The organism is Pseudomonas capeferrum, assembly GCF_000731675.1.
GTDB lineage: Bacteria > Pseudomonadota > Gammaproteobacteria > Pseudomonadales > Pseudomonadaceae > Aquipseudomonas > Aquipseudomonas capeferrum.
The window spans coordinates 1,536,218-1,554,576 of sequence record NZ_JMIT01000001.1 but is presented as its reverse complement, the minus strand read 5'-3'; the positions used below and the strand labels follow the sequence as shown (position 1 = coordinate 1,554,576).

Annotated in this window: 21 protein-coding genes and 1 pseudogene; 8 read left to right on the top strand and 14 right to left on the bottom strand. The window is 62.9% G+C overall.

Going from position 1 to position 18,359, the window contains the following annotated elements:
• The first annotated feature begins 12 nt into the window (after positions 1 to 12).
• Positions 13 to 1,176: an alcohol dehydrogenase-like regulatory protein ErcA gene (gene ercA, locus PC358_RS07035; protein WP_033698473.1), complete on the top strand. Its 1,164-nt coding sequence runs from the start codon at positions 13 to 15 to the stop codon at positions 1,174 to 1,176.
• Positions 1,160 to 2,887, top strand: coding sequence for a PAS domain-containing hybrid sensor histidine kinase/response regulator (locus tag PC358_RS07030; protein WP_033698472.1), 1,728 nt, complete (start codon positions 1,160 to 1,162; stop codon positions 2,885 to 2,887). Before ercA ends, PC358_RS07030 begins: the two co-directional genes overlap by 17 nt.
• 25 nt (positions 2,888 to 2,912) lie before the next feature.
• On the opposite strand, the gene PC358_RS07025 is transcribed toward PC358_RS07030, so the two are convergent.
• Both PC358_RS07025 and PC358_RS07020 read right to left on the bottom strand, forming a co-directional pair.
• On the bottom strand, positions 2,913 to 3,161 hold the full coding sequence (locus PC358_RS07025; RefSeq protein WP_033700117.1) for a hypothetical protein: 249 nt from the start codon (positions 3,159 to 3,161) through the stop codon (positions 2,913 to 2,915).
• 78 nt (positions 3,162 to 3,239) lie between these two features.
• Positions 3,240 to 3,704: a hemerythrin domain-containing protein gene (locus tag PC358_RS07020; RefSeq protein ID WP_033698471.1), complete on the bottom strand. Its 465-nt coding sequence runs from the start codon at positions 3,702 to 3,704 to the stop codon at positions 3,240 to 3,242.
• Between the two features lie 416 nt (positions 3,705 to 4,120).
• Here PC358_RS07020 and PC358_RS27910 point away from each other — a divergent pair, with 416 nt between their 5' ends.
• A complete protein-coding gene (locus PC358_RS27910) occupies positions 4,121 to 4,261 on the top strand; it encodes a hypothetical protein (RefSeq protein ID WP_167334458.1) in 141 nt (46 codons plus the stop codon).
• A 40-nt stretch (positions 4,262 to 4,301) separates the two neighbouring features.
• On the opposite strand, the gene PC358_RS07015 is transcribed toward PC358_RS27910, so the two are convergent.
• On the bottom strand, positions 4,302 to 4,805 hold the full coding sequence (locus PC358_RS07015) for a CinA family protein (protein WP_033698470.1): 504 nt from the start codon (positions 4,803 to 4,805) through the stop codon (positions 4,302 to 4,304).
• Between the two features lie 132 nt (positions 4,806 to 4,937).
• Entirely contained in the window at positions 4,938 to 5,477 is a 540-nt protein-coding gene (locus PC358_RS07010) for a type 1 glutamine amidotransferase domain-containing protein (protein WP_033698468.1), read from the bottom strand.
• Positions 5,478 to 5,664: 187 nt separating this feature from the next.
• Here PC358_RS07010 and PC358_RS07005 point away from each other — a divergent pair, with 187 nt between their 5' ends.
• The 3 genes from PC358_RS07005 to PC358_RS06995 all read left to right on the top strand — a co-directional run bounded on the left by PC358_RS07005 (position 5,665) and on the right by PC358_RS06995 (position 7,553).
• Complete coding sequence (locus PC358_RS07005) at positions 5,665 to 6,198, top strand: DUF3455 domain-containing protein (RefSeq protein ID WP_033698466.1); 534 nt, start codon at positions 5,665 to 5,667, stop codon at positions 6,196 to 6,198.
• A 102-nt stretch (positions 6,199 to 6,300) separates the two neighbouring features.
• Positions 6,301 to 6,846, top strand: a complete 546-nt coding sequence (locus PC358_RS07000; protein ID WP_033698465.1) for a sigma-70 family RNA polymerase sigma factor — start codon at positions 6,301 to 6,303, stop codon at positions 6,844 to 6,846.
• A complete protein-coding gene (locus tag PC358_RS06995) occupies positions 6,843 to 7,553 on the top strand; it encodes an anti-sigma factor (RefSeq protein ID WP_033698464.1) in 711 nt (236 codons plus the stop codon). Before PC358_RS07000 ends, PC358_RS06995 begins: the two co-directional genes overlap by 4 nt.
• Before the next feature lie 47 nt (positions 7,554 to 7,600).
• Here the strand turns inward: PC358_RS06995 and PC358_RS06990 are convergent, their stop codons facing one another.
• The 6 genes from PC358_RS06990 to PC358_RS06965 form a co-directional block, all read right to left on the bottom strand.
• Positions 7,601 to 8,335, bottom strand: coding sequence for a proteasome-type protease (locus tag PC358_RS06990; protein WP_033698463.1), 735 nt, complete (start codon positions 8,333 to 8,335; stop codon positions 7,601 to 7,603).
• Between the two features lie 77 nt (positions 8,336 to 8,412).
• Positions 8,413 to 9,192 (bottom strand): transglutaminase family protein, encoded by a 780-nt coding sequence (locus PC358_RS06985; protein WP_033698462.1) that lies wholly within the window; start codon positions 9,190 to 9,192, stop codon positions 8,413 to 8,415.
• Positions 9,189 to 10,139: an alpha-E domain-containing protein gene (locus PC358_RS06980; protein ID WP_033698461.1), complete on the bottom strand. Its 951-nt coding sequence runs from the start codon at positions 10,137 to 10,139 to the stop codon at positions 9,189 to 9,191. The genes PC358_RS06985 and PC358_RS06980 overlap by 4 nt, the downstream gene beginning before the upstream one ends.
• Before the next feature lie 3 nt (positions 10,140 to 10,142).
• Complete coding sequence (locus PC358_RS06975; RefSeq protein ID WP_033698460.1) at positions 10,143 to 11,552, bottom strand: circularly permuted type 2 ATP-grasp protein; 1,410 nt, start codon at positions 11,550 to 11,552, stop codon at positions 10,143 to 10,145.
• A gap of 364 nt (positions 11,553 to 11,916) precedes the next feature.
• Positions 11,917 to 12,963 (bottom strand): GGDEF domain-containing protein, encoded by a 1,047-nt coding sequence (locus tag PC358_RS06970; protein WP_033698459.1) that lies wholly within the window; start codon positions 12,961 to 12,963, stop codon positions 11,917 to 11,919.
• Positions 12,964 to 13,276: 313 nt separating this feature from the next.
• A complete protein-coding gene (locus PC358_RS06965; protein WP_033698458.1) occupies positions 13,277 to 13,768 on the bottom strand; it encodes a DUF1543 domain-containing protein in 492 nt (163 codons plus the stop codon).
• A gap of 146 nt (positions 13,769 to 13,914) precedes the next feature.
• Here PC358_RS06965 and PC358_RS28550 point away from each other — a divergent pair.
• Positions 13,915 to 14,013, top strand: a pseudogene (locus PC358_RS28550) (chalcone isomerase family protein); the annotation flags it as partial.
• Between the two features lie 2 nt (positions 14,014 to 14,015).
• The gene (locus PC358_RS06960) at positions 14,016 to 14,552 is read left to right on the top strand and encodes a DUF3833 domain-containing protein (protein WP_033698457.1); all 537 of its coding nucleotides are present in this window, start codon (positions 14,016 to 14,018) and stop codon (positions 14,550 to 14,552) included.
• A 21-nt stretch (positions 14,553 to 14,573) separates the two neighbouring features.
• On the opposite strand, the gene PC358_RS06955 is transcribed toward PC358_RS06960, so the two are convergent.
• The 4 genes from PC358_RS06955 to PC358_RS06940 are packed head-to-tail and all read right to left on the bottom strand — an operon-like array spanning position 14,574 to position 18,358.
• Positions 14,574 to 15,068 (bottom strand): DUF2878 domain-containing protein, encoded by a 495-nt coding sequence (locus PC358_RS06955; RefSeq protein WP_033700116.1) that lies wholly within the window; start codon positions 15,066 to 15,068, stop codon positions 14,574 to 14,576.
• Positions 15,068 to 16,330 carry an SAM-dependent methyltransferase gene (locus PC358_RS06950; RefSeq protein WP_033698455.1) on the bottom strand — a complete coding sequence of 421 codons (1,263 nt, stop codon included), beginning with the start codon at positions 16,328 to 16,330 and terminating at the stop codon, positions 15,068 to 15,070. Before PC358_RS06950 ends, PC358_RS06955 begins: the two co-directional genes overlap by 1 nt.
• The gene (locus tag PC358_RS06945) at positions 16,305 to 17,114 is read right to left on the bottom strand and encodes a DUF1365 domain-containing protein (protein ID WP_033698454.1); all 810 of its coding nucleotides are present in this window, start codon (positions 17,112 to 17,114) and stop codon (positions 16,305 to 16,307) included. The genes PC358_RS06950 and PC358_RS06945 overlap by 26 nt, the downstream gene beginning before the upstream one ends.
• Positions 17,111 to 18,358, bottom strand: a complete 1,248-nt coding sequence (locus PC358_RS06940) for an NAD(P)/FAD-dependent oxidoreductase (RefSeq protein ID WP_033698452.1) — start codon at positions 18,356 to 18,358, stop codon at positions 17,111 to 17,113. The genes PC358_RS06945 and PC358_RS06940 overlap by 4 nt, the downstream gene beginning before the upstream one ends.
• Position 18,359: the final 1 nt, after the last annotated feature.

Here is an 18,359-nt window from a genome sequence, read left to right as displayed (position 1 = left end):
ACAGGCTTTCCGATGAGCCAGAGCTTCAGCCCGCTTCGCAAGTTCGTTTCGCCTGAAATCATCTTTGGTGCCGGCTGCCGGCATAACGTCGCCAACTACGCCAAGACCTTCGGTGCCCGCAAGGTGCTGGTGGTCAGCGACCCCGGCGTGATTGCCGCCGGTTGGGTGGCGGATGTCGAGGCCAGCCTGCAGGCGCAAGGCATCGATTACTGCCTGTACAGCGCCGTGTCGCCCAACCCGCGGGTCGAAGAGGTAATGCTCGGCGCCGAGATCTACCGGGAAAACCACTGCGACGTGATTGTCGCCGTCGGCGGCGGCAGCCCGATGGATTGCGGCAAGGCGATTGGCATCGTGGTCGCCCACGGGCGCAGCATCCTTGAGTTCGAAGGCGTGGACATGATCCGGGTGCCCAGCCCGCCACTGATTCTGATCCCCACCACGGCCGGTACCTCGGCCGACGTCTCGCAGTTCGTGATCATTTCCAACCAGCAGGAGCGCATGAAGTTCTCCATCGTCAGCAAGGCCGTGGTGCCGGACGTTTCGCTGATCGACCCGCAAACCACCCTGAGCATGGACCCCTTCCTGTCTGCCTGCACCGGCATCGACGCGCTGGTGCATGCCATCGAAGCCTTCGTCTCCACCGGCCACGGCCCGCTGACTGACCCCCATGCGCTGGAGGCCATGCGCCTGATCAATGGCAACCTGGTGCAGATGATCGCCAACCCGGGCGATATCGCCCTGCGCGAGAAAATCATGCTGGGCAGCATGCAGGCCGGCCTGGCGTTCTCCAATGCGATTCTTGGCGCGGTGCACGCCATGTCCCACAGCCTGGGCGGGTTCCTCGACTTACCCCATGGCTTGTGCAACGCCGTGCTGGTGGAGCACGTGGTGGCGTTCAACTACAGCTCGGCCCCGGAGCGCTTCAAGGTGATTGCCGAGGTATTTGGCATCGACTGCCGCGGTCTCAACCATCGGCAGATCTGCGCGCGCCTGGTGGACCACCTGATCGCGTTGAAGCGCGCTATCGGCTTCCATGAAACCCTTGGTCTGCATGGGGTGCGCACGTCCGACATTCCGTTTTTGTCGCAGCACGCGATGGGTGACCCGTGCATCCTCACCAACCCTCGCGAGTCGAGCCAACGTGATGTCGAGGTCGTCTATGGCGAGGCCCTCTGACGAGCAGCAGCGGGCACTGGCCGGGCTTTTGGGGCTGGGCGACCACTCGGCGCGCAAGAGTCATTACCCGGAACTGGCGGCGCGCCTGGACGAACTGGAAGCCGAGCGCAACCGTTACAAATGGCTGTTCGAGAACGCCGTCCACGGGATTTTCCAAGCCAGCCTGCAAGAGGGCATGCGTGCCGCCAACCCGGCGCTGGCGCGCATGCTCGGTTACGAGAGCCCGCAGGCGGTGTTGTTTTCCCTGACCGACCTGGCCGCCAACCTGTTTGTCGGCGGCGCCCAGGAACTGCAAGCGATTACCGCAGCCTTAGCACGCGAACACAGCCTGCACGGCTACGAGACCCGCTTGCGGCGCAAGGACGGCAGCCACCTCGATGTGCTGATGAACCTGCTGCTCAAACCCGGCCAGCAAGGGCTGGTGGAAGGTTTTGTCGCCGACATCACCGAACGCAAGCAGGCCCAGCAGCGCCTGCAACAGCTCAATGACGAACTGGAGCAGCGGGTGGCTGCCCGTACCGATGAACTGCTGGAGGCCAACCGCAACCTGCAACAGCAGATTACCGAGCGTAAACAGATCGCCCGAGCCCTGCGCGACGCTCGCGACGCCGCGGAAACCGCCAACCGCAGCAAGGACAAGTACCTGGCTGCCGCCAGCCATGACCTGCTGCAACCGCTCAATGCCGCACGCCTGCTGATCTCGACCTTGCGCGAACGGCCATTGCCGGAGGCCGAGCAGGTGCTGGTGGAGCGTACCCATCAGGCTCTGGAGGGCGCCGAAGACCTGCTCACCGACCTGTTGGACATTTCCCGGCTCGACCAGGCGGCGGTCAAGCCTGACGTGGCGTTGTACCGTCTCGATGAACTGCTCGGGCCGCTGGTCTCGGAATTCCGCTCGGTGGCCGACGCGGCAGGCCTTAAACTGCGGGCACGCATCGGTGACTACGCTATCAGCACCGACCTGCGGCTGATGACGCGGATCCTGCGCAACTTTCTCAGCAACGCCTGCCGTTATACCGACCAGGGCCGGATCTTGCTGGGGGCCAGGCGTCGCGGCGCCTGTTTGCGCCTGGAGGTGTGGGACACCGGGCGTGGCATCGCGCAGGATCGGCTGGAGGCCATTTTCCTTGAGTTCAACCAATTGGACGTTGGCCGCGCCGCTGATCGCAAAGGCGTAGGCCTGGGTTTGGCCATCGTTGAGCGGATCGCCAAGATTCTCGGTTACCGGATCCAGGTGCGGTCATGGCCGGGCCGTGGCTCGATGTTCAGCATCGAGGTGCCGATCGGCGAGAAAGTACCGTTGCCAATCCACCAGAGCGCGCCGCAGCCCGGCGCCGGTAACCCGTTGCCCGGCCGCCGGCTGCTGGTGCTGGACAACGAAGTGAGCATTCTCGAAAGCATGCGCGCGCTGCTGGCTCAGTGGGGCTGCGAGGTGGTGACCGCGACCGACCAGGCAGGGGCCTTGTTGGCCTTGCAGGGGCAGGCACCGGAGCTGATCCTGGCGGATTTTCACCTGGATCACGGGGTTGTGGGTTGCGAGGTGGTCCGGCACTTGCGTGAGCATTTCAACGCCCCCATCCCTGCGGTGATCATCACCGCAGACCGCAGCGATCAGTGCCGGCGTGCTTTGCAAAAGCTCGGTGCGCCGCTATTGAACAAGCCCGTCAAACCGGGGAAATTGCGCGCGGTATTGAGCCAGTTGCTGGGTTAACAGGCCCCTGCAGCCAAGGTGAACGTCACGACTGGAGCTCGGCAGCCGTGTTCTTCTTCCAGCCCCTGAGGTTCATGAGGCATAGCACTACCTGCAGCACAATCAACGCCCAGGCCTGAGCGTGCCAGCCCCAGACTGACCATAGTAGGTTGCTGGCAATGAAACAGCAGAAGCCAATCTTGCGACGCCCGGCGCGGCGCGAGCCTATGCACCAGGCGGCCAGTACCGTGACCGCCATGGCAGGCCATTCCAGCAATTCGATCCAGTTCGCCATCAACGCCAATCCCAACGCATTTTCTTACTGGGCGCCTGCCAGGGCGAGCCGAGAGGGCCCCGGCACGGCGCACTCGATTCAAGCGGCGCGCTGCTCGCTCTTGAGCAGTTTCTTCTGCGCTTCCATGGCCAGCCCCAGCTCTTCAAGCTGGCCCTTGCCCAGCAGCTTCTTGGCCGTCGGGAACAGCTCGCCTTCCTCTTCCTCGATGTGATGCTCCAGCAGCTCTTTCATCACCTTGACCCGCCCGGCGAATTCGAGGGTGCCGGTTTCGGTATGAAGCAGATCAGGCAACACCAATGAATCGACGGTGCGGTGCTCTTCCTTCGCTTCGTAATACATCTTGGCTTCTTCCTTGCCACCGGCCTGCTTGATCGCAGGGTAGAGGATGTCTTCCTCCAGGGCGGTGTGGACTTGCAGTTCCTGTTCAATCCGATGCAGCAGTTCAGCGCGTTTCTTTACGGCACGTTCAGTGGTCGAAGACAGTTCTTCCAGCAGCTTTTTCACCACGTTGTGGTCTTGAACCAGCAGATCGATAGCATTCATGTCGTCACCTCAGTGCGGGCGGGTTAGTACAGGCTTACTAGGCATTGAGTCGACCTTGTGCAGCAGGGTTCAACAAGGATGATGGTTGGCGTGCTTGTCTTGGGCTTGGAGGTGTCGCGAAGATCAAGCGCCGCCCGCGCGGCGCTCGATCTGACAGGCGCTAAAAATGCACTGGCGGGCACCTTGTAGCCCAAATGCAATCCCCCCCCAAAAAAAACAGGGAATTTCGAATTGGCATGGAAATCTCTTGGTAACTATGAGAAATAGTTCATCTCAATAACCCTGTTTCAACCTCCTACCAAAAATAAGCAGAAGGGGGCTTCATGAGTTGTCTGATTTGCGCGGGAAGTGCCGAATCCGTCGAGTGTTCGACGGGGTGGGAAGAGCGTCACTGTTCGCAATGCGGGTGCTACCGAATGTCCCAAGCGCTGATTCTGGTGATGATGGAAGAGGGGCAGATCTTCGATACTGCACGGATGCGTGAGTGGCTGACGACGCGGCGCAGTGTGGTGCCCGTCCCGTCTATCGAGGTTCATCACGCCATCCTGGTTCAGTAAACCTAGGACGAGACTGTGGCCCTCATGAAGTGTCCGTTATTCAGGCGCGGTCCCCGCGCAGCCAGCGCTCGTAGTAGTGACTCAGTCGGGTCAGCCCATACAGGGCGCCCTCGTGCATGACCTGCGCACGTTCCCCAAAGAATCGCTGGGTACGGGTAAACACTGCGATGGGTTCGCCGGCAAAAGCCCAGGCAAAGCACAGTGTGCCGGGTAAAACCCCCGATGCCTGGCCAGGCCCGGCTACGCCGGTGGTTGCGATGACGACATTGGCATCGCTGTCCTTCAACGCACCTAATGCCATTTCCCAGGCCACGGCCTCGCTGGTCAGGCCATAGCGCTCGATGGTTTGCGGGTTCACGCCCAACAGACGCTTCTTGGCCGTGGGTGAGTACACCACGTAGCCGCTTTCAAGCACTTCCCCTGCACCCGGGTAGGCGGCCAGCAATGCAATCATGCAGCCTGCCGTGCAGGATTCTGCGGTGGTGAGTACCAACTGGTGGTCTTTGAGGTAGCCGAGCACTGCCAGCACGGGATCGCACGCCATTTTGGTTTCGACTCATGAATGCTTTTGCGGTGGACGTGGCACACAGGCAAATGGTTCAGCGCGTTATTGCCCGTTTCGTCTGAGCTCAGGCGCAGGCCCCTTGAGCGATGCAAGGGGCTGCAAGGGGCAGGTTCAACCTGCCAGGGCGCTGATCAACTGCTGGTTGAACGCGGGAATATCATCTGGCTGGCGGCTGCTGATCAGGTTGCCATCAACCACCACCTGTTCATCCACCCAGGTGCCGCCGGCGTTGCGGATATCATCCTGCAGTGTCTTGTAACTGGTCATCCGCTTGCCTTTGACCAGGCCACTGGACACCAGTAGCCATGCACCATGGCAGATCACCGCTAGTGGTTTACCGGCCGAATCGTGGGCTTTTACCAGTTCCTGCGCGCCGGCTATCAGGCGAATGGTGTCGGAGTTCTGTACGCCGCCAGGCAGTACAAGGGCATCGTAGAGGTCGAGCTGGGCATCGTCGAAGGTTGCATCCACGGTAAATTCGTCGGCAGGCTTGTCATGATTCCAGCCGCGAACGGTGCCTGGCGTGTCACTCAGGATATCGACCACTGCGCCGTTATCTTTCAAGGCATCACGAGGACCGGTCAGTTCCACCTGTTCGAAACCATCGGTGACTAGAAAGGCCACGCGCTTGCCACTGAGTTGCGCACTCATCGGGTATCTCCTTTTATCAATACACCTGAGAAAGAAGGCCTGCGACAAGCCAGCAAAGTTCCGACGCTGTGCGTCAGCGTCCTCACATTTTTTTGTGCAGGGGTGCATCCAAACAGGACGGTGGCGGGTAATCAGGGCAGGGCAGCCTTGCTGCAGCCCCGACCACCCCCTATCAGGAGTTTGCACGATGACCTTCACATCCGTTCCCTGCTCGCTCGTCGCTGGCCTGGCCCTGGTTCTGGCCTCACACACAGCCCACGCTCAACAAGGCCTGCCTGATGCCGTGAAGGTGCCCGAAGGCCACAAGGTGGTCCTGGAAACCGTGGGCGTGGGCGAAATCACCTACGAATGCCGCGACAAGGCCAGCATGCCGGGGCAGACCGAGTGGGTTTTCGTAGGCCCGAAAGCGGTGCTCAATGACCGTTCGGGCAAGGCAGTGGGCGACTACTTCGGCCCGCCTGCCACCTGGCAAGCCAAAGACGGTTCGAAAATCACCGGGACCCAGCTCGCTGTGGTGCCCGTGGACAAGACCGCGCTGCCGTATCAACTGGTGAAGGCCAACCCCGCCGAAGGCCCAGGTGCCATGCACGGCGTCAGCTACATCCAGCGCGTTGCGACCCGTGGTGGCGTTGCGCCGCAAAGTGGCTGCATGGCGCAGAACAAAGGCGAGCGACAAATCGTCAAGTACCAGGCTGACTACGTGTTCTGGGCCGCCAAATGATTGATGTTGTGGCAGCCGGCGGGTGATTGATCATCTACCCTTACCGCCAGACCTGGCCTCAAGGCTGGGGCTGCACTCGGTAATGCTAGGAGTGATCGAACGTTGAACCTGCCTGTTACCCCCTTCGATTTTCAGGCATGCCTGGCGGCGTGCGCTCAAGGCGATCGGCGCGCCTTGCAGGCGCTCTACACCCATGAAGGCGCACGCTTGCTGGGCGTCACGCGGCGCATCGCCAGGGATGACGCAACCGCCGAGGATATCGTCCACGATGCCTTCATCCGCATCTGGACCCGCGCCGCGAGTTTCGACCCGGCGCGCGGTTCGGCACGGGGTTGGATCTACAGCATCACCCGGCACCTGGCGTTGAATCACATACGTGACGTGCGCTGTGAAGTCGCTTTTGACGAAAGCGATATCGACGCCATCGGCGCCGTGTTCCCGGGTGCCGATGATGAGGCATGGTCGGGTTCGAGCAGGATCTACCGCTGCCTGGAGCAACTGCAGCCTTCACCTCAACGGTGCATCCTGCATGCTTATGTGGACGGGTGCAGCCACATCGAGATCGCTAGCCTGCTCGACGCGCCACTAGGCACCGTCAAAGCCTGGATCAAGCGAAGCCTCAAGGCTCTCAGAGAGTGCATGGGATGAAAGCGGATGCTGCCGATCAAGACCAGGACGCGCTGGAGGCGCTGGCAGGGGAGTACGTACTCGGCACACTGCCTGCCGACCAGCGCGCGGCGCTGGCCGCGCGCATGGCGCATGACCCGCGCCTGCAGCGGGCTGTGGATGCGTGGGAAGAACGCCTGCTGGCCCTGACCCGTGTTGCCCAACCCTCAACACCCAGCCCCCGCTTATGGGGGCGTATAGAGCGCAGCCTGGACGAGCGCGCGGGGTGGTTTGCCAAACCGTCCGTGGCGTGGTGGCAGCGTCTTCGCCTGTGGCAGGGGGTGAGTGCCGTGGGCATCGCAGCGAGCCTGGTGCTGACGTTTCTGTTGCTGGTCAGCCCGGCACCGTCGCCGCGCTACCTGGTGGTGCTGGTTGCACCGACGGACCAGGCGCCGGGATGGGTGGTGCAGGCAAGCGATGGGCGGGCCTTGGAGCTCATCCCCCTGGGCCAGGACGCTGTACCTGACGGCATGGCACTGCAGTTCTGGACCAAGGGCTCGCAATGGCCCGCACCCGTTTCGCTGGGGTTGATCAAGCCAGGCGAGCAATACCGCGTCCCCGCCAGCAGCATGCCGCCTTTAGAACCCGACCAACTGTTCGAGCTGACGCTTGAAAAAGCCGGTGGCTCGCCCACCGGGCGGCCGACCGGGCCGGTGAAATTCATAGGCCGTGCGGTGAAGGTTATTTGAGCATGGAGGCTGCTCGGTCGCCAGCCGACGGCATGTTTCGACCTCGCTCATTGGGCCATGAAATCCCGTGGGGGTGGCGTGAGTTCGGCCAGCAGGTTTTTCAAGCCATCACCCCATTGCTTGCGGATCTGGCTGTAGTAAGGGTCGTCATGATGAATGCGAACCGGCTCCCTGGCTGTGCAGCTGTCTTTGCCATACACCAGCAGATCCAGGGGCATGCCCACGGACAGGTTGCTGCGGATGGTGGAGTCGAATGAGATCAGGCCGCAGCGCACCGCCTCGTCCAAGGGCGTGTGGTAGGTGAGGTTACGGTCCAGGATCGGCCTGCCGTACTTGCTCTCGCCCAATTGCAGGAAGGGGGTGTCTTGGGTGGCCTGGAAGAAGTTGCCCTGGGCATAGACGTTGTAGATGCCCATGGGGCTGCCAGCGATCTGCCCGCCCACCATGAACGAGGCGCTCAGATCGATCTGGGCTGTCAGCTTGCTGCGGTCACGGGCGACCACTTCGCGCAGGGTTTCGGCCACCAGTACCGTTGCATCGTAGAGCGTGGCGACGTTCAGCAGGTGGGTGCCGGAGCCCCGGCTGCGTTGTTCGAGCAGGTTGACCACCGATTGCGAGGTGGCGAGGTTGCCGGCGGTCTGCAGGACGATCAGCCGCTCGCCGGGCACGCTGAAAACGAACAACTTGCGAAACGTGGATATCTGGTCGATGCCGGCATTGGTGCGTGAGTCGCAGATGAATACCAGCCCGTCCGCCACGTGCATAGCGACACAGTAGGTCATGCTGTTTACCTTGTGCTTTGAATGGAGGGCCCCGCCGCACACGGCATGCCGGGGCCTGCTGGTGTTGCGCCAGGGGGCTACTGGCGATGCACCTGAACGCTTGCCTGCATGGATTCGACGCCGCCACCCCGGCGCACTCCGCGGACTGGGCAGGCATCGAGGTAATCCAGCCCGACGGCCAGTTTAAGGTGACGCTCGGGCCGGGTGAGGCGGTTGGTGACGTCGAAGCTGTACCAGGCTTCATCGATCCAGGCTTCAGCCCAGGCGTGGCTGGCCAGGTGGGTTTCGTCTTCGGTGCACAAGTAGCCGGACACGTAGCGTGCGGGGATACCCAGGCTGCGGGCGCAGGCCAGGAACGCGTGGGTATGGTCCTGGCACACCCCGGCACCGCCGGCAAACGACTCGATGGCGGTGGTGCCCACCGAGGTCGCGCCTGGGCTGTAGGGCATATGGTCGGCCAGGCCTTGCATCAGTGCAGTCAACGCTGCCCGGTCGCGGCGCTCGCCACACTGCTGAGTGGCGAAGGCCTTGAGCGCGTCACTGGCCTGGGTGAGGTGGCTGCTGCGCAGGAACGGCAGGGGCGACTGGCTGCCGGCCTCGTGCTCGCAATCCGGGTCGATTTCCACCTGGCCGCTGGCCGTCAGGGCCAGGTGGCCATGGGGCTTTTCCAAGGTCAGCACGTGCAGGATGTTGCCATAGGGGTCGATCTGGCTGTTCACCTTGCAGGGCAAGTCCAATTGCCAGTCGAGGATACGTTGGCGCTCGCTGCTGCGCGGTGTCAGGCGCAGGAACTGGATGCTGTTGCAGACGTCACTGGCGTAGCTGTAGGTGGTGTCGTGGCGGATGGACAGTTTCATATGACCTCCAGATAGGCGTTATGGACGGTCTGGCCCAGTTGGTGGATGCGGCCGATGAAGTCGGTCAGCCACAGGTGCAGCCCGGCTTCGAGAATCTCGTCGATGGCGGTGTAGCGCAGTCGTGCGTTGAGTTCGGCGGCCAGCCTTTGTGCGGCGCGGCCGGTATTGCCAGGCAGGCCGGCAAGAATCTGGTCGAGCTCATCAATGCAGGCATGCAGCGAACGCGGCACGTCAACGCGCAGCAGCAAAAGCTCCGACACCGGTCGCGCGCTGGGCGCGTTGCGGTAGATTTCATTGAAGGCTTCGTAGGCGGTCAGGGCGCGCAACAAGGCGCTCCACTGGTAATAACCGCGTGCAGAGTCGTCGCTGACCTCCTCGGAGGTTTCCCCGAACATTTCATAACGGGCATCGAGCAGGCGCAGGGTGTTGTCTGCCCGCTCGAGGAAGGTGCCCAGGCGAATGAAACTGTAGGCATCGTTGCGCATGATGGTGCCGGAGGTCGCGCCACGGAACAGGTGCGAGCGTTCCTTGACCCAGTCGCAGAACTGGCTGATGCCGTAGCGCCCAAGGCCGTTGCTGGCGATGTTGCGCATTTCGATCCAGGTGGCGTTGATGTTTTCCCACATGTCGGCGGTGATCCGCCCACGTACAGCATGGGCGTTGGTACGGGCAGCTTGCAGGCAGCAATAGATGCTGCTGGGGTTGCTCGCGTCCAGCGCAAAGAAGTGCAGCATGCGCTCGGGGTCCAGCTCGGTGTGCTTGCGGATGTAATCGTCCAGCGTACCGGACGCCAGCAGCGACATGGCCAGCTCGGCGTGGCCATCCGAACGCCCGGCTTGCGGCATCAGAGACAGCGAGTAGCTGACCTCGAGCATGCGTGCGAGGTTTTCGGCGCGTTCCAGGTAGCGGGACATCCAGTACAGATCGGAAGCTGTTCTCGAAAGCATGGGTCAGTCCTCCACCACCCAGGTGTCCTTGGTACCGCCGCCTTGCGACGAGTTGACCACCAGCGAGCCTTCTTGCAGCGCAACGCGGGTCAGGCCACCGGGCACCAGGCGGGTTTCACTGCCTGACAGCACAAACGGACGCAGGTCGATGTGGCGCGGCGCAATGCCGCTTTCGACGAAGGTCGGGCAGGTGGACAGGCACAGCGTGGGCTGCGCGATGTAGGCGTGCGGGCGCGCCTTGATGCGGGCGCGAAAGTCTTCGATCTGCGCCGCTGTGGCGGCAGGGCCGACCAACATGCCATAGCCGCCGGAGCCTTGGGTTTCCTTGACCACCAGCTCGGGGAGGTGGGCCAGGACGTGGGAAAGGTCCTGTGGCTTGCGGCATTGCCACGTGGGCACGTTCTTCAGGATCGGCTCCTCGCTCAGGTAAAAGCGGATCATGTCGTCGACATAGGGGTAGATCGACTTGTCGTCGGCAACGCCGGTGCCCACCGCGTTGGCCAGCACCACGTTGCCAGCCCGGTACACCGAGATCAGCCCCGGTACGCCCAGCATCGAGTCAGGGTTGAACGACAGTGGGTCGAGGTATTCGTCGTCCAGGCGGCGGTAAATCACATCCACCTGCTGTGGGCCGGCGGTGGTACGCATATAGAGATGGTCGTTGCGCACGAACAAGTCGGCGCCTTCGACCAGCTCGATGCCCATCTCCCGGGCCAGGAATGCATGCTCGAAGTAGGCGCTGTTGAAGCGCCCCGGAGTGAGCACCACGGCGGTCGGGTTGTCCAGCGGGCTGGCACTCTTGAGTGTGTCCAGCAGCAGGTTGGGGTAGTGGTCGATGGGGGCGATGCGCTGGGCGGCGAACAGCTCGGGGAACAGGCGCATCATCATCTTGCGGTCTTCGAGCATGTAGCTGACGCCGCTGGGCGTGCGCAGGTTGTCTTCCAGTACGTAATACGTACCGTCACTGTCACGCACCAGGTCGACGCCGGCGATATGGGCGTACAGCCCACGGTGCAGATTCAGGCCCTGCATGGCGACCTGGTAGCCCTCGTTGGCCAGCACCTGCTCGGGCGGAATGATGCCGGCCTTGAGAATGCGCTGTTCGTGGTAGATGTCCTGCAGGAACAGGTTCAGCGCCTGGACGCGCTGGATACACCCGCGTTCGACGATGCGCCATTCGCTGGCGCGGATGCTGCGCGGGATGATATCGAAGGGGATCAACCGCTCGGTGTCTTGCTGGTCACCGTACAGGGTGAAGGTGATGCCGGCCCGATGAAACAGCAGGTCGGCTTCGTGCCGCCGCTGCTCCAACAATGCCAGCGGCGTGTTCGCTAGCCAGCGGGCGAACTCCTGATAGTGCGGGCGGCAACTTCCGTTTGCCTCATACATTTCATTGAAAAAAGCCCGGGACATACCCACTCCTTGCCACGACTCGTCGGCAGTGTTGTTGCACATTCATCCATTCACAACGCGGTGCGGTACTGCATTTACTTGTGGATGCGGTTTTTATGGATCGCCTCGGGTTAAGGGGTGAACTCGCTTTGCAATGACAATGCCGGAACGGGCAGGGCGGATGAATCGGGAGGGAAAATGGCGCTAAAAAAGCAGATGTGCGCGGTTTAATAGCAGAAACGCGACGGTATCAGACGAATTGGCGGGGATTTATGGCACCTGGATGTAGGGGCGAATGCCGAGCGCGCGGCTGCCCTGCATCAATTGAGTGCAAGGTTTGGCGTGATGGCAGGGTTGAACCAAATCTGGGCAGGCTTGCCTCTTGTCAGACGGCGGCGTGCATCTGGTCGACGACCATCACTCGGTTACGGCCGGATGCCTTGGCGTGGTACATGGCTTTGTCTGCGCTACTGAGCAACGCACCGAGTTCACTCGTGGGGGCTGTTGCGAACGCCAGGCCTATGCTTGCGGTCACCGGGTGTTCAACGTTGACGTTCAGTTTGGCTATCAGGGCCCGCAGGCGCTCGGCGATCTCGGTGGCGGTGTGCAGAGGCGTATCGGGCAGCAGGATGGCGAACTCCTCGCCGCCCAGCCTGCCGGCTATGTCGTCATCCCGCAGGCTGGCGCTGATCACGGCACCGATCCGCTGTAGCACCTGGTCGCCCGCCGCGTGCCCGGCCGTATCGTTGATCTGCTTGAAATGATCGACGTCCAGCATCAGCACGGCCACGAAGGTACAACCCTCCCTGCAGCGGGCGTGCTGCACCGATGCAGAGTCGAAAAAGGCACGTCGGTTGTTCAGCCCGGTCAGTTCGTCCGTGCACGAAGCCACCATGGCAAGCCGGTGAGCGTGTTCCATTTCGTGTTTCAGGCGCCACGCGGTCAACAGGGCTGAGGACAGGCTTTGCGTCGCGTTGACGACGAACGATGCGAACACCAGTACCGCCAGTGCGATCCCCTGCTGCAGCGCGGAAGGCTGCACCACCAGCCAACCGGTGCAGGGCAGCAGCACCAGGGCGATCGATACCACGGTCATGTTGCGGTATGACGAGTAACACGACACGGCGCTGACCGACATGCCCACGGCAAACAGCATGATCAATGTCTGCCCCAGCAGGTCGTCGGCCGGCATCACAGCCAATGCACCCAAGCCCCAGGTTGCCGCCGACAATACCAGCGTGGCCCAGTAGCGCCACTCCCAGCGTTCAGCCGTGCGCTGGCTGGCGGGGGCGCGCAGGTAGGTGATGAACATGGCGGTACGCAGGGCCGTCGAAAGGCTGAGTACGGCCATCCAGGCGACCACCTTTTGCTGGTCGAAACGCTCCCAGCCCAGCCAGCACAACATGATGGCTGCCAAGTAGCTGCCCAGCACAGCGGGCGCTGACTGGACGAACAGCTGTTTCAGGCGGTCCGTCCTTACCGAGTGCGCTATCTCATCGCGAGGATCAAGGCCTGTCATGGCTGCCGCCGCCACGCTTGAACGGTAGCGCGTTGCGGCACTTCGCAGGCACCTGCAACGGTTGTCAGCAGTTCACGTTGCTGCATGAGGTTTCCCTTGATCGAAGTCGGTGCTGGCGACGCGCGGCCGAGCTTCGCCGAACATAGCCTGTTTCATGACAATCCGAAAGCCAGGCACGCGGGTGTCAGTGCCGGCTGTTCCCCGCCGGTGAGAGGGTGTTTGAATCTCAGAGCAGGATGTAGTCGCTGTATTGACGCAGCCCGCCATGGGCACCTTCGATCAAGTGCACATAGCGCCCGCCCACCAGGTCGACGGGCAGGCAGTCGTCTACTTCCAGTACTGCATCGGTATGCGGTTTGAGCCAGGCCGACTGCAAGCGTTGCTTGCCCAGTTGCTTGGCTTGGGCCTTGTCCCTGGCCACCACCAGCAGGTAGCGGTGCGCCTCGCCAAACACGTTGGGCTCGTAGCCGCCCAGGTTGATGAAGAACAGCCGTGGGTCATCCGCGCCTGGCGCCAGCGGGCTGAACGCGACACGGTAGCGATCGATACCGTCGACTTCCAGCCACGAGTCGATGTGCAGGCCCGCACGGCTGCCGAACCAGTCCTGGCGCAGTTGCGGGTACGCCTGCTCCAGTGAATCGGCCTGTGCGAACAGCACGTCGTGTACCTCGATACTGGCCCGTGGGTGGCGGCCACCGAGCATGACTACGTACAGCATGAGCAATTCCTTCAGGGGGCAGTAGACGGCGTATTTTGCGGGATTAGCAGGGCGTGTGTGGAGTGCGTAGAAATCTGTACAAATTCATCTAATATCTATGCAATAAGTTAGTATTGTATAGTATTTTTCGAGGTGTCGAGGCCTGCAGGGCGTTCTTCGCCCTCTGGCTCGATCCGCAGTCCAGGGACCCGCAACTGCCTCAGCGCCTCCTCGGGCTGGCAGCGGGCAACGACCGAGGTAGCTGAACATGTACAAAGCGCTGTTGCTGTTTGCCTGTCTGCTTCTGGGAAGCTGTGGCAATGTCGGTGTCGAGCACTATGCCCAGGCGCAACCGAAGCTGGACCTGGCGGCGTTCTTCTCGCGCCCGGTGCAGGCCTGGGGGATGTTCCAGAAGCGTTCCGGCGAAGTGGTGAAGCGCTTCCACGTGCGCATCGACAGCCGCCGCGAAGGTGAGCGGCTGATCCTCGACGAGCATTTTCTCTACAGCGATGGCACGCGCCAGCAGCGTACCTGGACACTGGTGCCGGACGGCCCTGGCCGCTGGCGGGGGACAGCGGGGGACGTGATCGGTGAGGCGCGCGGCGAAGTGGCGGGGAATGCGCTGCGTTGGCGTTACCAGCTTGACCTGCCGGTCGACGGGCGGCACTGGCAGGTGGACATGGACGACTGGATGTACCTCATGGATGAAGACACGCTGATCAACCGCACGAGCATGAGCAAACTGGGCGTGGAAGTTGGCCAGATCACCCTGTTCTTCCGCCGCTTGCCAGCGGGCACGCCCTGAAGCTGATCGCGCTTGCCCCGCTCAACGTGAGGGCGACGCCGCGAGACGCGAAAGCAGTGGCAGGGCCAACGCCCACACCGGCATCAATAACAGGCCGGTTTCCATCGTGCCCAAAGGCAAGGCGACATCCGCCAGCCTGGCGCCGCCGACATACGCCAACGGGCCGCCGAATGCGCCCAGCAACGCGCCGAGCCAGTAGCGCTTGCCGGCCCATGCCAGGCTGTGGCGCATGCCGCTGGCCAGCACCCACCACAGCAGTGCCAGCCACAGCGGCAGCGGCCAGGCGTCGAAACCGAACACGCCCAGTACCCCCAACACGCTATCGAGCAGGCAGCCGGCCAACGCAACGCGCCACAGTGCCTTGCCCTCGGCGTTGAAGTTCGGGCACAGGCGCAGGTGCACGGCCAGGCCCAGAGGCACCAGCAGCAGCAACCAAGGGCGTTGCGCGCCCAGCACGCAGGCCCACCAGCCGGCCTGTAACCAGAGCGCATTGGCGACCAGCCAGCAGCTGCGCATCACGCACTGCCAGGCCAGGGGGCGCGCCGTGCCTGGGGGGCCGCCCACAGCAGGTGCGCGACACCGATGGCGCGCTCCTCGAAGCCGCCTTGGCAATAACACAGGTAGAACTCCCACAGGCGCTGGAACATGTCGTCGTAGCCCAGGTCCATCAGCGCTGTGCGCGCCTGGCGCAGGTTTTCGCGCCAATGCTGCAAGGTGTGGGCATAGTCCAGGCCAAAATCCTCCAGGTGCACAAGGTTGAGTGCAGTCTGCCGGCTGGCGGTGTCCAGCATCACGCTCAGCGAGGGCAGGGCGCCACCGGGGAAGATGTAGCGCTGGATGAAGTCTACCGAGCGCCGTGCCTGGGCATAGCGCTGGTCGCGGATGGTGATCGCTTGCAACAGCATCAGGCCTTCGGGCTTGAGCAGCGAGGCGCACTGACGGAAGTACACCGGCAGGTAACGGTGCCCGACAGCCTCGATCATCTCGATCGATACCAATTTGTCGAAGCTGCCTTGAAGGTCGCGGTAGTCTTCGCGCAGCACCGTCACGCGCTGCGCCAGCCCCAGGGCCTGAACGCGCTGCAAGGTATGGGCGTACTGGGCTTCGGAGAGTGTCGTGGTGGTGACCCGGCAGCCGTACCGGGTGGCGGCGTGGATTGCCAGGCTGCCCCAGCCGCAACCAATCTCCAGCAGGTGATCGTCAGCGCGCAGTTCGAGCTTCTGGCAGATGCGCTCCAGCTTGTGCAACTGGGCGTGCTCCAGGGTTTGCCCGGGGTACTCGAACTGGGCGGCAGAATACATCATGGTCGGGTCCAGTAGCCGCTCGAACAGGGCATTGCCCAGGTCGTAGTGCGCCAGAATGTTGCGCCGGGCGCCGCGCCTGCTGTTGCGGTTGAGCCGGTGCAGCAGGCGCAGGGCAGGGCGGCCGAAGCGAGCCAGGCCACCTTCGAGCGCATCGAGCACTTCCAGGTTGGCGACGAACAGTCGCGTCACCAGTGCCAGGTCGGGGCTTCGCCAGTAGCCATGGATGTAGGCTTCGCCCGCGCCGATCGAGCCATTACCGGCGATCAGGCTCCAAGTGGCGTCATCGAGGATCTCCACCTCGGCCTGGAGCAGGCTTTCGGCATCACCGAAGCTCCACTGCTGCCCGTGGCTGAGCAGACGCAGGTGGCCGTGGCGCAGTTTGCCCATCTGGGCCAGCACGGCGCTTCGTGCAAGCCCGCCGAGTAAGGGCGCAAGGCCGGCGAACTTGCTAACGCTCAGGGTGGGATTCGACATGTTCAGGGTCCTCGCAAGGTTGGCCGAGCGCCAGGTCACCCTGGCGGGTGGTGTGGTCATGGACGGGGGTGCGTTTGAACAACAGGCGCAGCGCTTGCCAGTAGATGGCCAGAACGGTGTGCAGGCTCATCCAGGGAAAGGTCAGCACGTAGCGGCGCAGCGCGGGTGCATCCAGTGGCTGGCGCTGCAAGGTGAGGTCGGCCTCGAACACCTTGCGGCCGCCTTGCCAGTTCTGCATGTGAATGCGTACATGCGCCGCGTCCAGGCGGAAGCGCAGGTGATAGTCCATGTCCAGGGGCATGAACGGCGACACATGGAAGGCCTTGGCTACGGTGAAGCGCTTGGCAAGGTTGCCCTGCACTGGCAGCACGTAGTGAAAGCGTTCACGCCACGGCGTGTTGCGCACCTCCAGCAGAATCGCCGCCAGGCGCCCGTCGCGGTCATGGCAGAAGTAGAAGCTCACCGGGTTGAACGACAGCCCCCAGCAACGCAGTTGCGTGAGCAGGCGCACCGGGCCTTCGGGCATATGCCCTGTCGCCTGGTGGACCAGCAAGCGTGCGGCCTGGGCCAGCGGTTCGCCCTGGCGGGTCAGCGCGGGCAGGTAGTCGGTCTCGCGCCAACACAGCGGTGCCAGGCGCCAGCGCCCCAGCCAGAGAGACAGTTTCAGCAGCCAGGTTTGCTCGTCCAGGTCCAGGTAGAACATGCCGATCCGGTAACGGAACGCGTGGCGCCGCGGCGTCAGGCGCCGGTGGCTGACCCAGCCCAGGCAAAGGCTGCTGTTCACAGCTGCTCTCCAAAGTGCGCGGCCACTTTCAGCGCGCTGACTACCCCGTCTTCGTGAAAACCATTACCCCAGTAGGCGCCACAGAAGTAACTGTGTTGCTGGCCCTGCAACTGCGCCTGGCACGCCTGCGCGGCGGAGGCCGCAAGGCTGTACTGCGGGTGGGCGTACTGGAAGCGGGCGATGATCTGTGCCGGGTCTACCTGCGCGGTCTGGTTGAGGCTCACGCAGAAGGTGGTCGGCGCCTTGATGCCTTGCAGCAGGTTCATGTTGTAGGTCAGCGCCGCGGGGGCCTGCTCTGGGCCGCCCAGGCGGTAGTTCCAGCTGGCCCAGGCGCGCCTGCGGCGTGGCAGCAGACGGGTATCGGTGTGCAGCACCACGTCGTTGCTGGCGTAGCCGATGGCGCCGAGCACGGCGCGCTCCTGCGGGCTTGGGGTGTCCAGCAGCGCCAGGGCCTGGTCGCTGTGGCAGGCGAACACCACATTGTCGAAGCGTTCGCTGCCGGCAGCGCTGACCAGGGTGACGCCACCTTCGTCGCGGCTGACCCGGTAAACCTTGCAGTTGAGGCGGATGCGTTCGGCAAACGGTCGGCACAGCGGCGCAACATAGCCGCGCGAACCCCCTTTGATCACCCGCCACTGCGGCCGTTGGGTGACCGACAGCAAGCCGTGGTTGCGACAAAAGCGCACGAAGAACTCAAGGGGGAAGCCGAGCATGTCTGCGCGGGACATCGACCAGATGGCCGACCCCATTGGCACGATGTAGTGGTCGATGAACCGCCGCCCATAGCGGTGCGCCTGAAGGTAGGCGCCCAGGGTGGTGTTGGCGTCGATGCGCTGGGCGTCGAGGTCGGCGACTGCCTGGCGGTTGAAACGCAGAATATCCCGTAGCATCCCCCAGAACCCTGGGGACACCAGGTTGCGTCGTTGGGCGAACAGTGTGTTCAGGTCATGACCGTTGTATTCCAGGCCGGTGATCGGGTCATGCACCGAGAAACTCATCTCGGTCGGCTGCGAGGCGACCTTGAGCTGGTCGAGCAACCGGATGAAGTGCGGGTAGGTCCAGTCGTTGAAGACGATGAAACCGGTGTCTATTGCATGGCGCTCACCTTGCCAGATCACATCGAAGGTATGCGTGTGCCCCCCGACCCATTGCTCGGCCTCGAAAACCGTCACTTCGTGCTTGCGTGACAGCAGATGGGCGCAGGTCAGCCCCGCGATGCCACTGCCGATGATTGCTATACGCATG

What these genes read in the sequence shown, in the direction of transcription:
- ercA (WP_033698473.1), top strand. Translation starts at nt 13, where the DNA reads ATGAGCCAGAGCTTCAGCCCGCTTCGCAAGTTCGTTTCGCCTGAAATC.
- PC358_RS07030 (WP_033698472.1), top strand. Translation starts at nt 1,160, where the DNA reads ATGGCGAGGCCCTCTGACGAGCAGCAGCGGGCACTGGCCGGGCTTTTG.
- PC358_RS07025 (WP_033700117.1), bottom strand. Translation starts at nt 3,161, where the DNA reads ATGGCGAACTGGATCGAATTGCTGGAATGGCCTGCCATGGCGGTCACG.
- PC358_RS07020 (WP_033698471.1), bottom strand. Translation starts at nt 3,704, where the DNA reads ATGAATGCTATCGATCTGCTGGTTCAAGACCACAACGTGGTGAAAAAG.
- PC358_RS27910 (WP_167334458.1), top strand. Translation starts at nt 4,121, where the DNA reads ATGTCCCAAGCGCTGATTCTGGTGATGATGGAAGAGGGGCAGATCTTC.
- PC358_RS07015 (WP_033698470.1), bottom strand. Translation starts at nt 4,805, where the DNA reads ATGGCGTGCGATCCCGTGCTGGCAGTGCTCGGCTACCTCAAAGACCAC.
- PC358_RS07010 (WP_033698468.1), bottom strand. Translation starts at nt 5,477, where the DNA reads ATGAGTGCGCAACTCAGTGGCAAGCGCGTGGCCTTTCTAGTCACCGAT.
- PC358_RS07005 (WP_033698466.1), top strand. Translation starts at nt 5,665, where the DNA reads ATGACCTTCACATCCGTTCCCTGCTCGCTCGTCGCTGGCCTGGCCCTG.
- PC358_RS06995 (WP_033698464.1), top strand. Translation starts at nt 6,843, where the DNA reads ATGAAAGCGGATGCTGCCGATCAAGACCAGGACGCGCTGGAGGCGCTG.
- PC358_RS06990 (WP_033698463.1), bottom strand. Translation starts at nt 8,335, where the DNA reads ATGACCTACTGTGTCGCTATGCACGTGGCGGACGGGCTGGTATTCATC.
- PC358_RS06985 (WP_033698462.1), bottom strand. Translation starts at nt 9,192, where the DNA reads ATGAAACTGTCCATCCGCCACGACACCACCTACAGCTACGCCAGTGAC.
- PC358_RS06980 (WP_033698461.1), bottom strand. Translation starts at nt 10,139, where the DNA reads ATGCTTTCGAGAACAGCTTCCGATCTGTACTGGATGTCCCGCTACCTG.
- PC358_RS06975 (WP_033698460.1), bottom strand. Translation starts at nt 11,552, where the DNA reads ATGTCCCGGGCTTTTTTCAATGAAATGTATGAGGCAAACGGAAGTTGC.
- PC358_RS06965 (WP_033698458.1), bottom strand. Translation starts at nt 13,768, where the DNA reads ATGCTGTACGTAGTCATGCTCGGTGGCCGCCACCCACGGGCCAGTATC.
- PC358_RS06960 (WP_033698457.1), top strand. Translation starts at nt 14,016, where the DNA reads ATGTACAAAGCGCTGTTGCTGTTTGCCTGTCTGCTTCTGGGAAGCTGT.
- PC358_RS06955 (WP_033700116.1), bottom strand. Translation starts at nt 15,068, where the DNA reads ATGCGCAGCTGCTGGCTGGTCGCCAATGCGCTCTGGTTACAGGCCGGC.
- PC358_RS06950 (WP_033698455.1), bottom strand. Translation starts at nt 16,330, where the DNA reads ATGTCGAATCCCACCCTGAGCGTTAGCAAGTTCGCCGGCCTTGCGCCC.
- PC358_RS06940 (WP_033698452.1), bottom strand. Translation starts at nt 18,358, where the DNA reads ATGCGTATAGCAATCATCGGCAGTGGCATCGCGGGGCTGACCTGCGCC.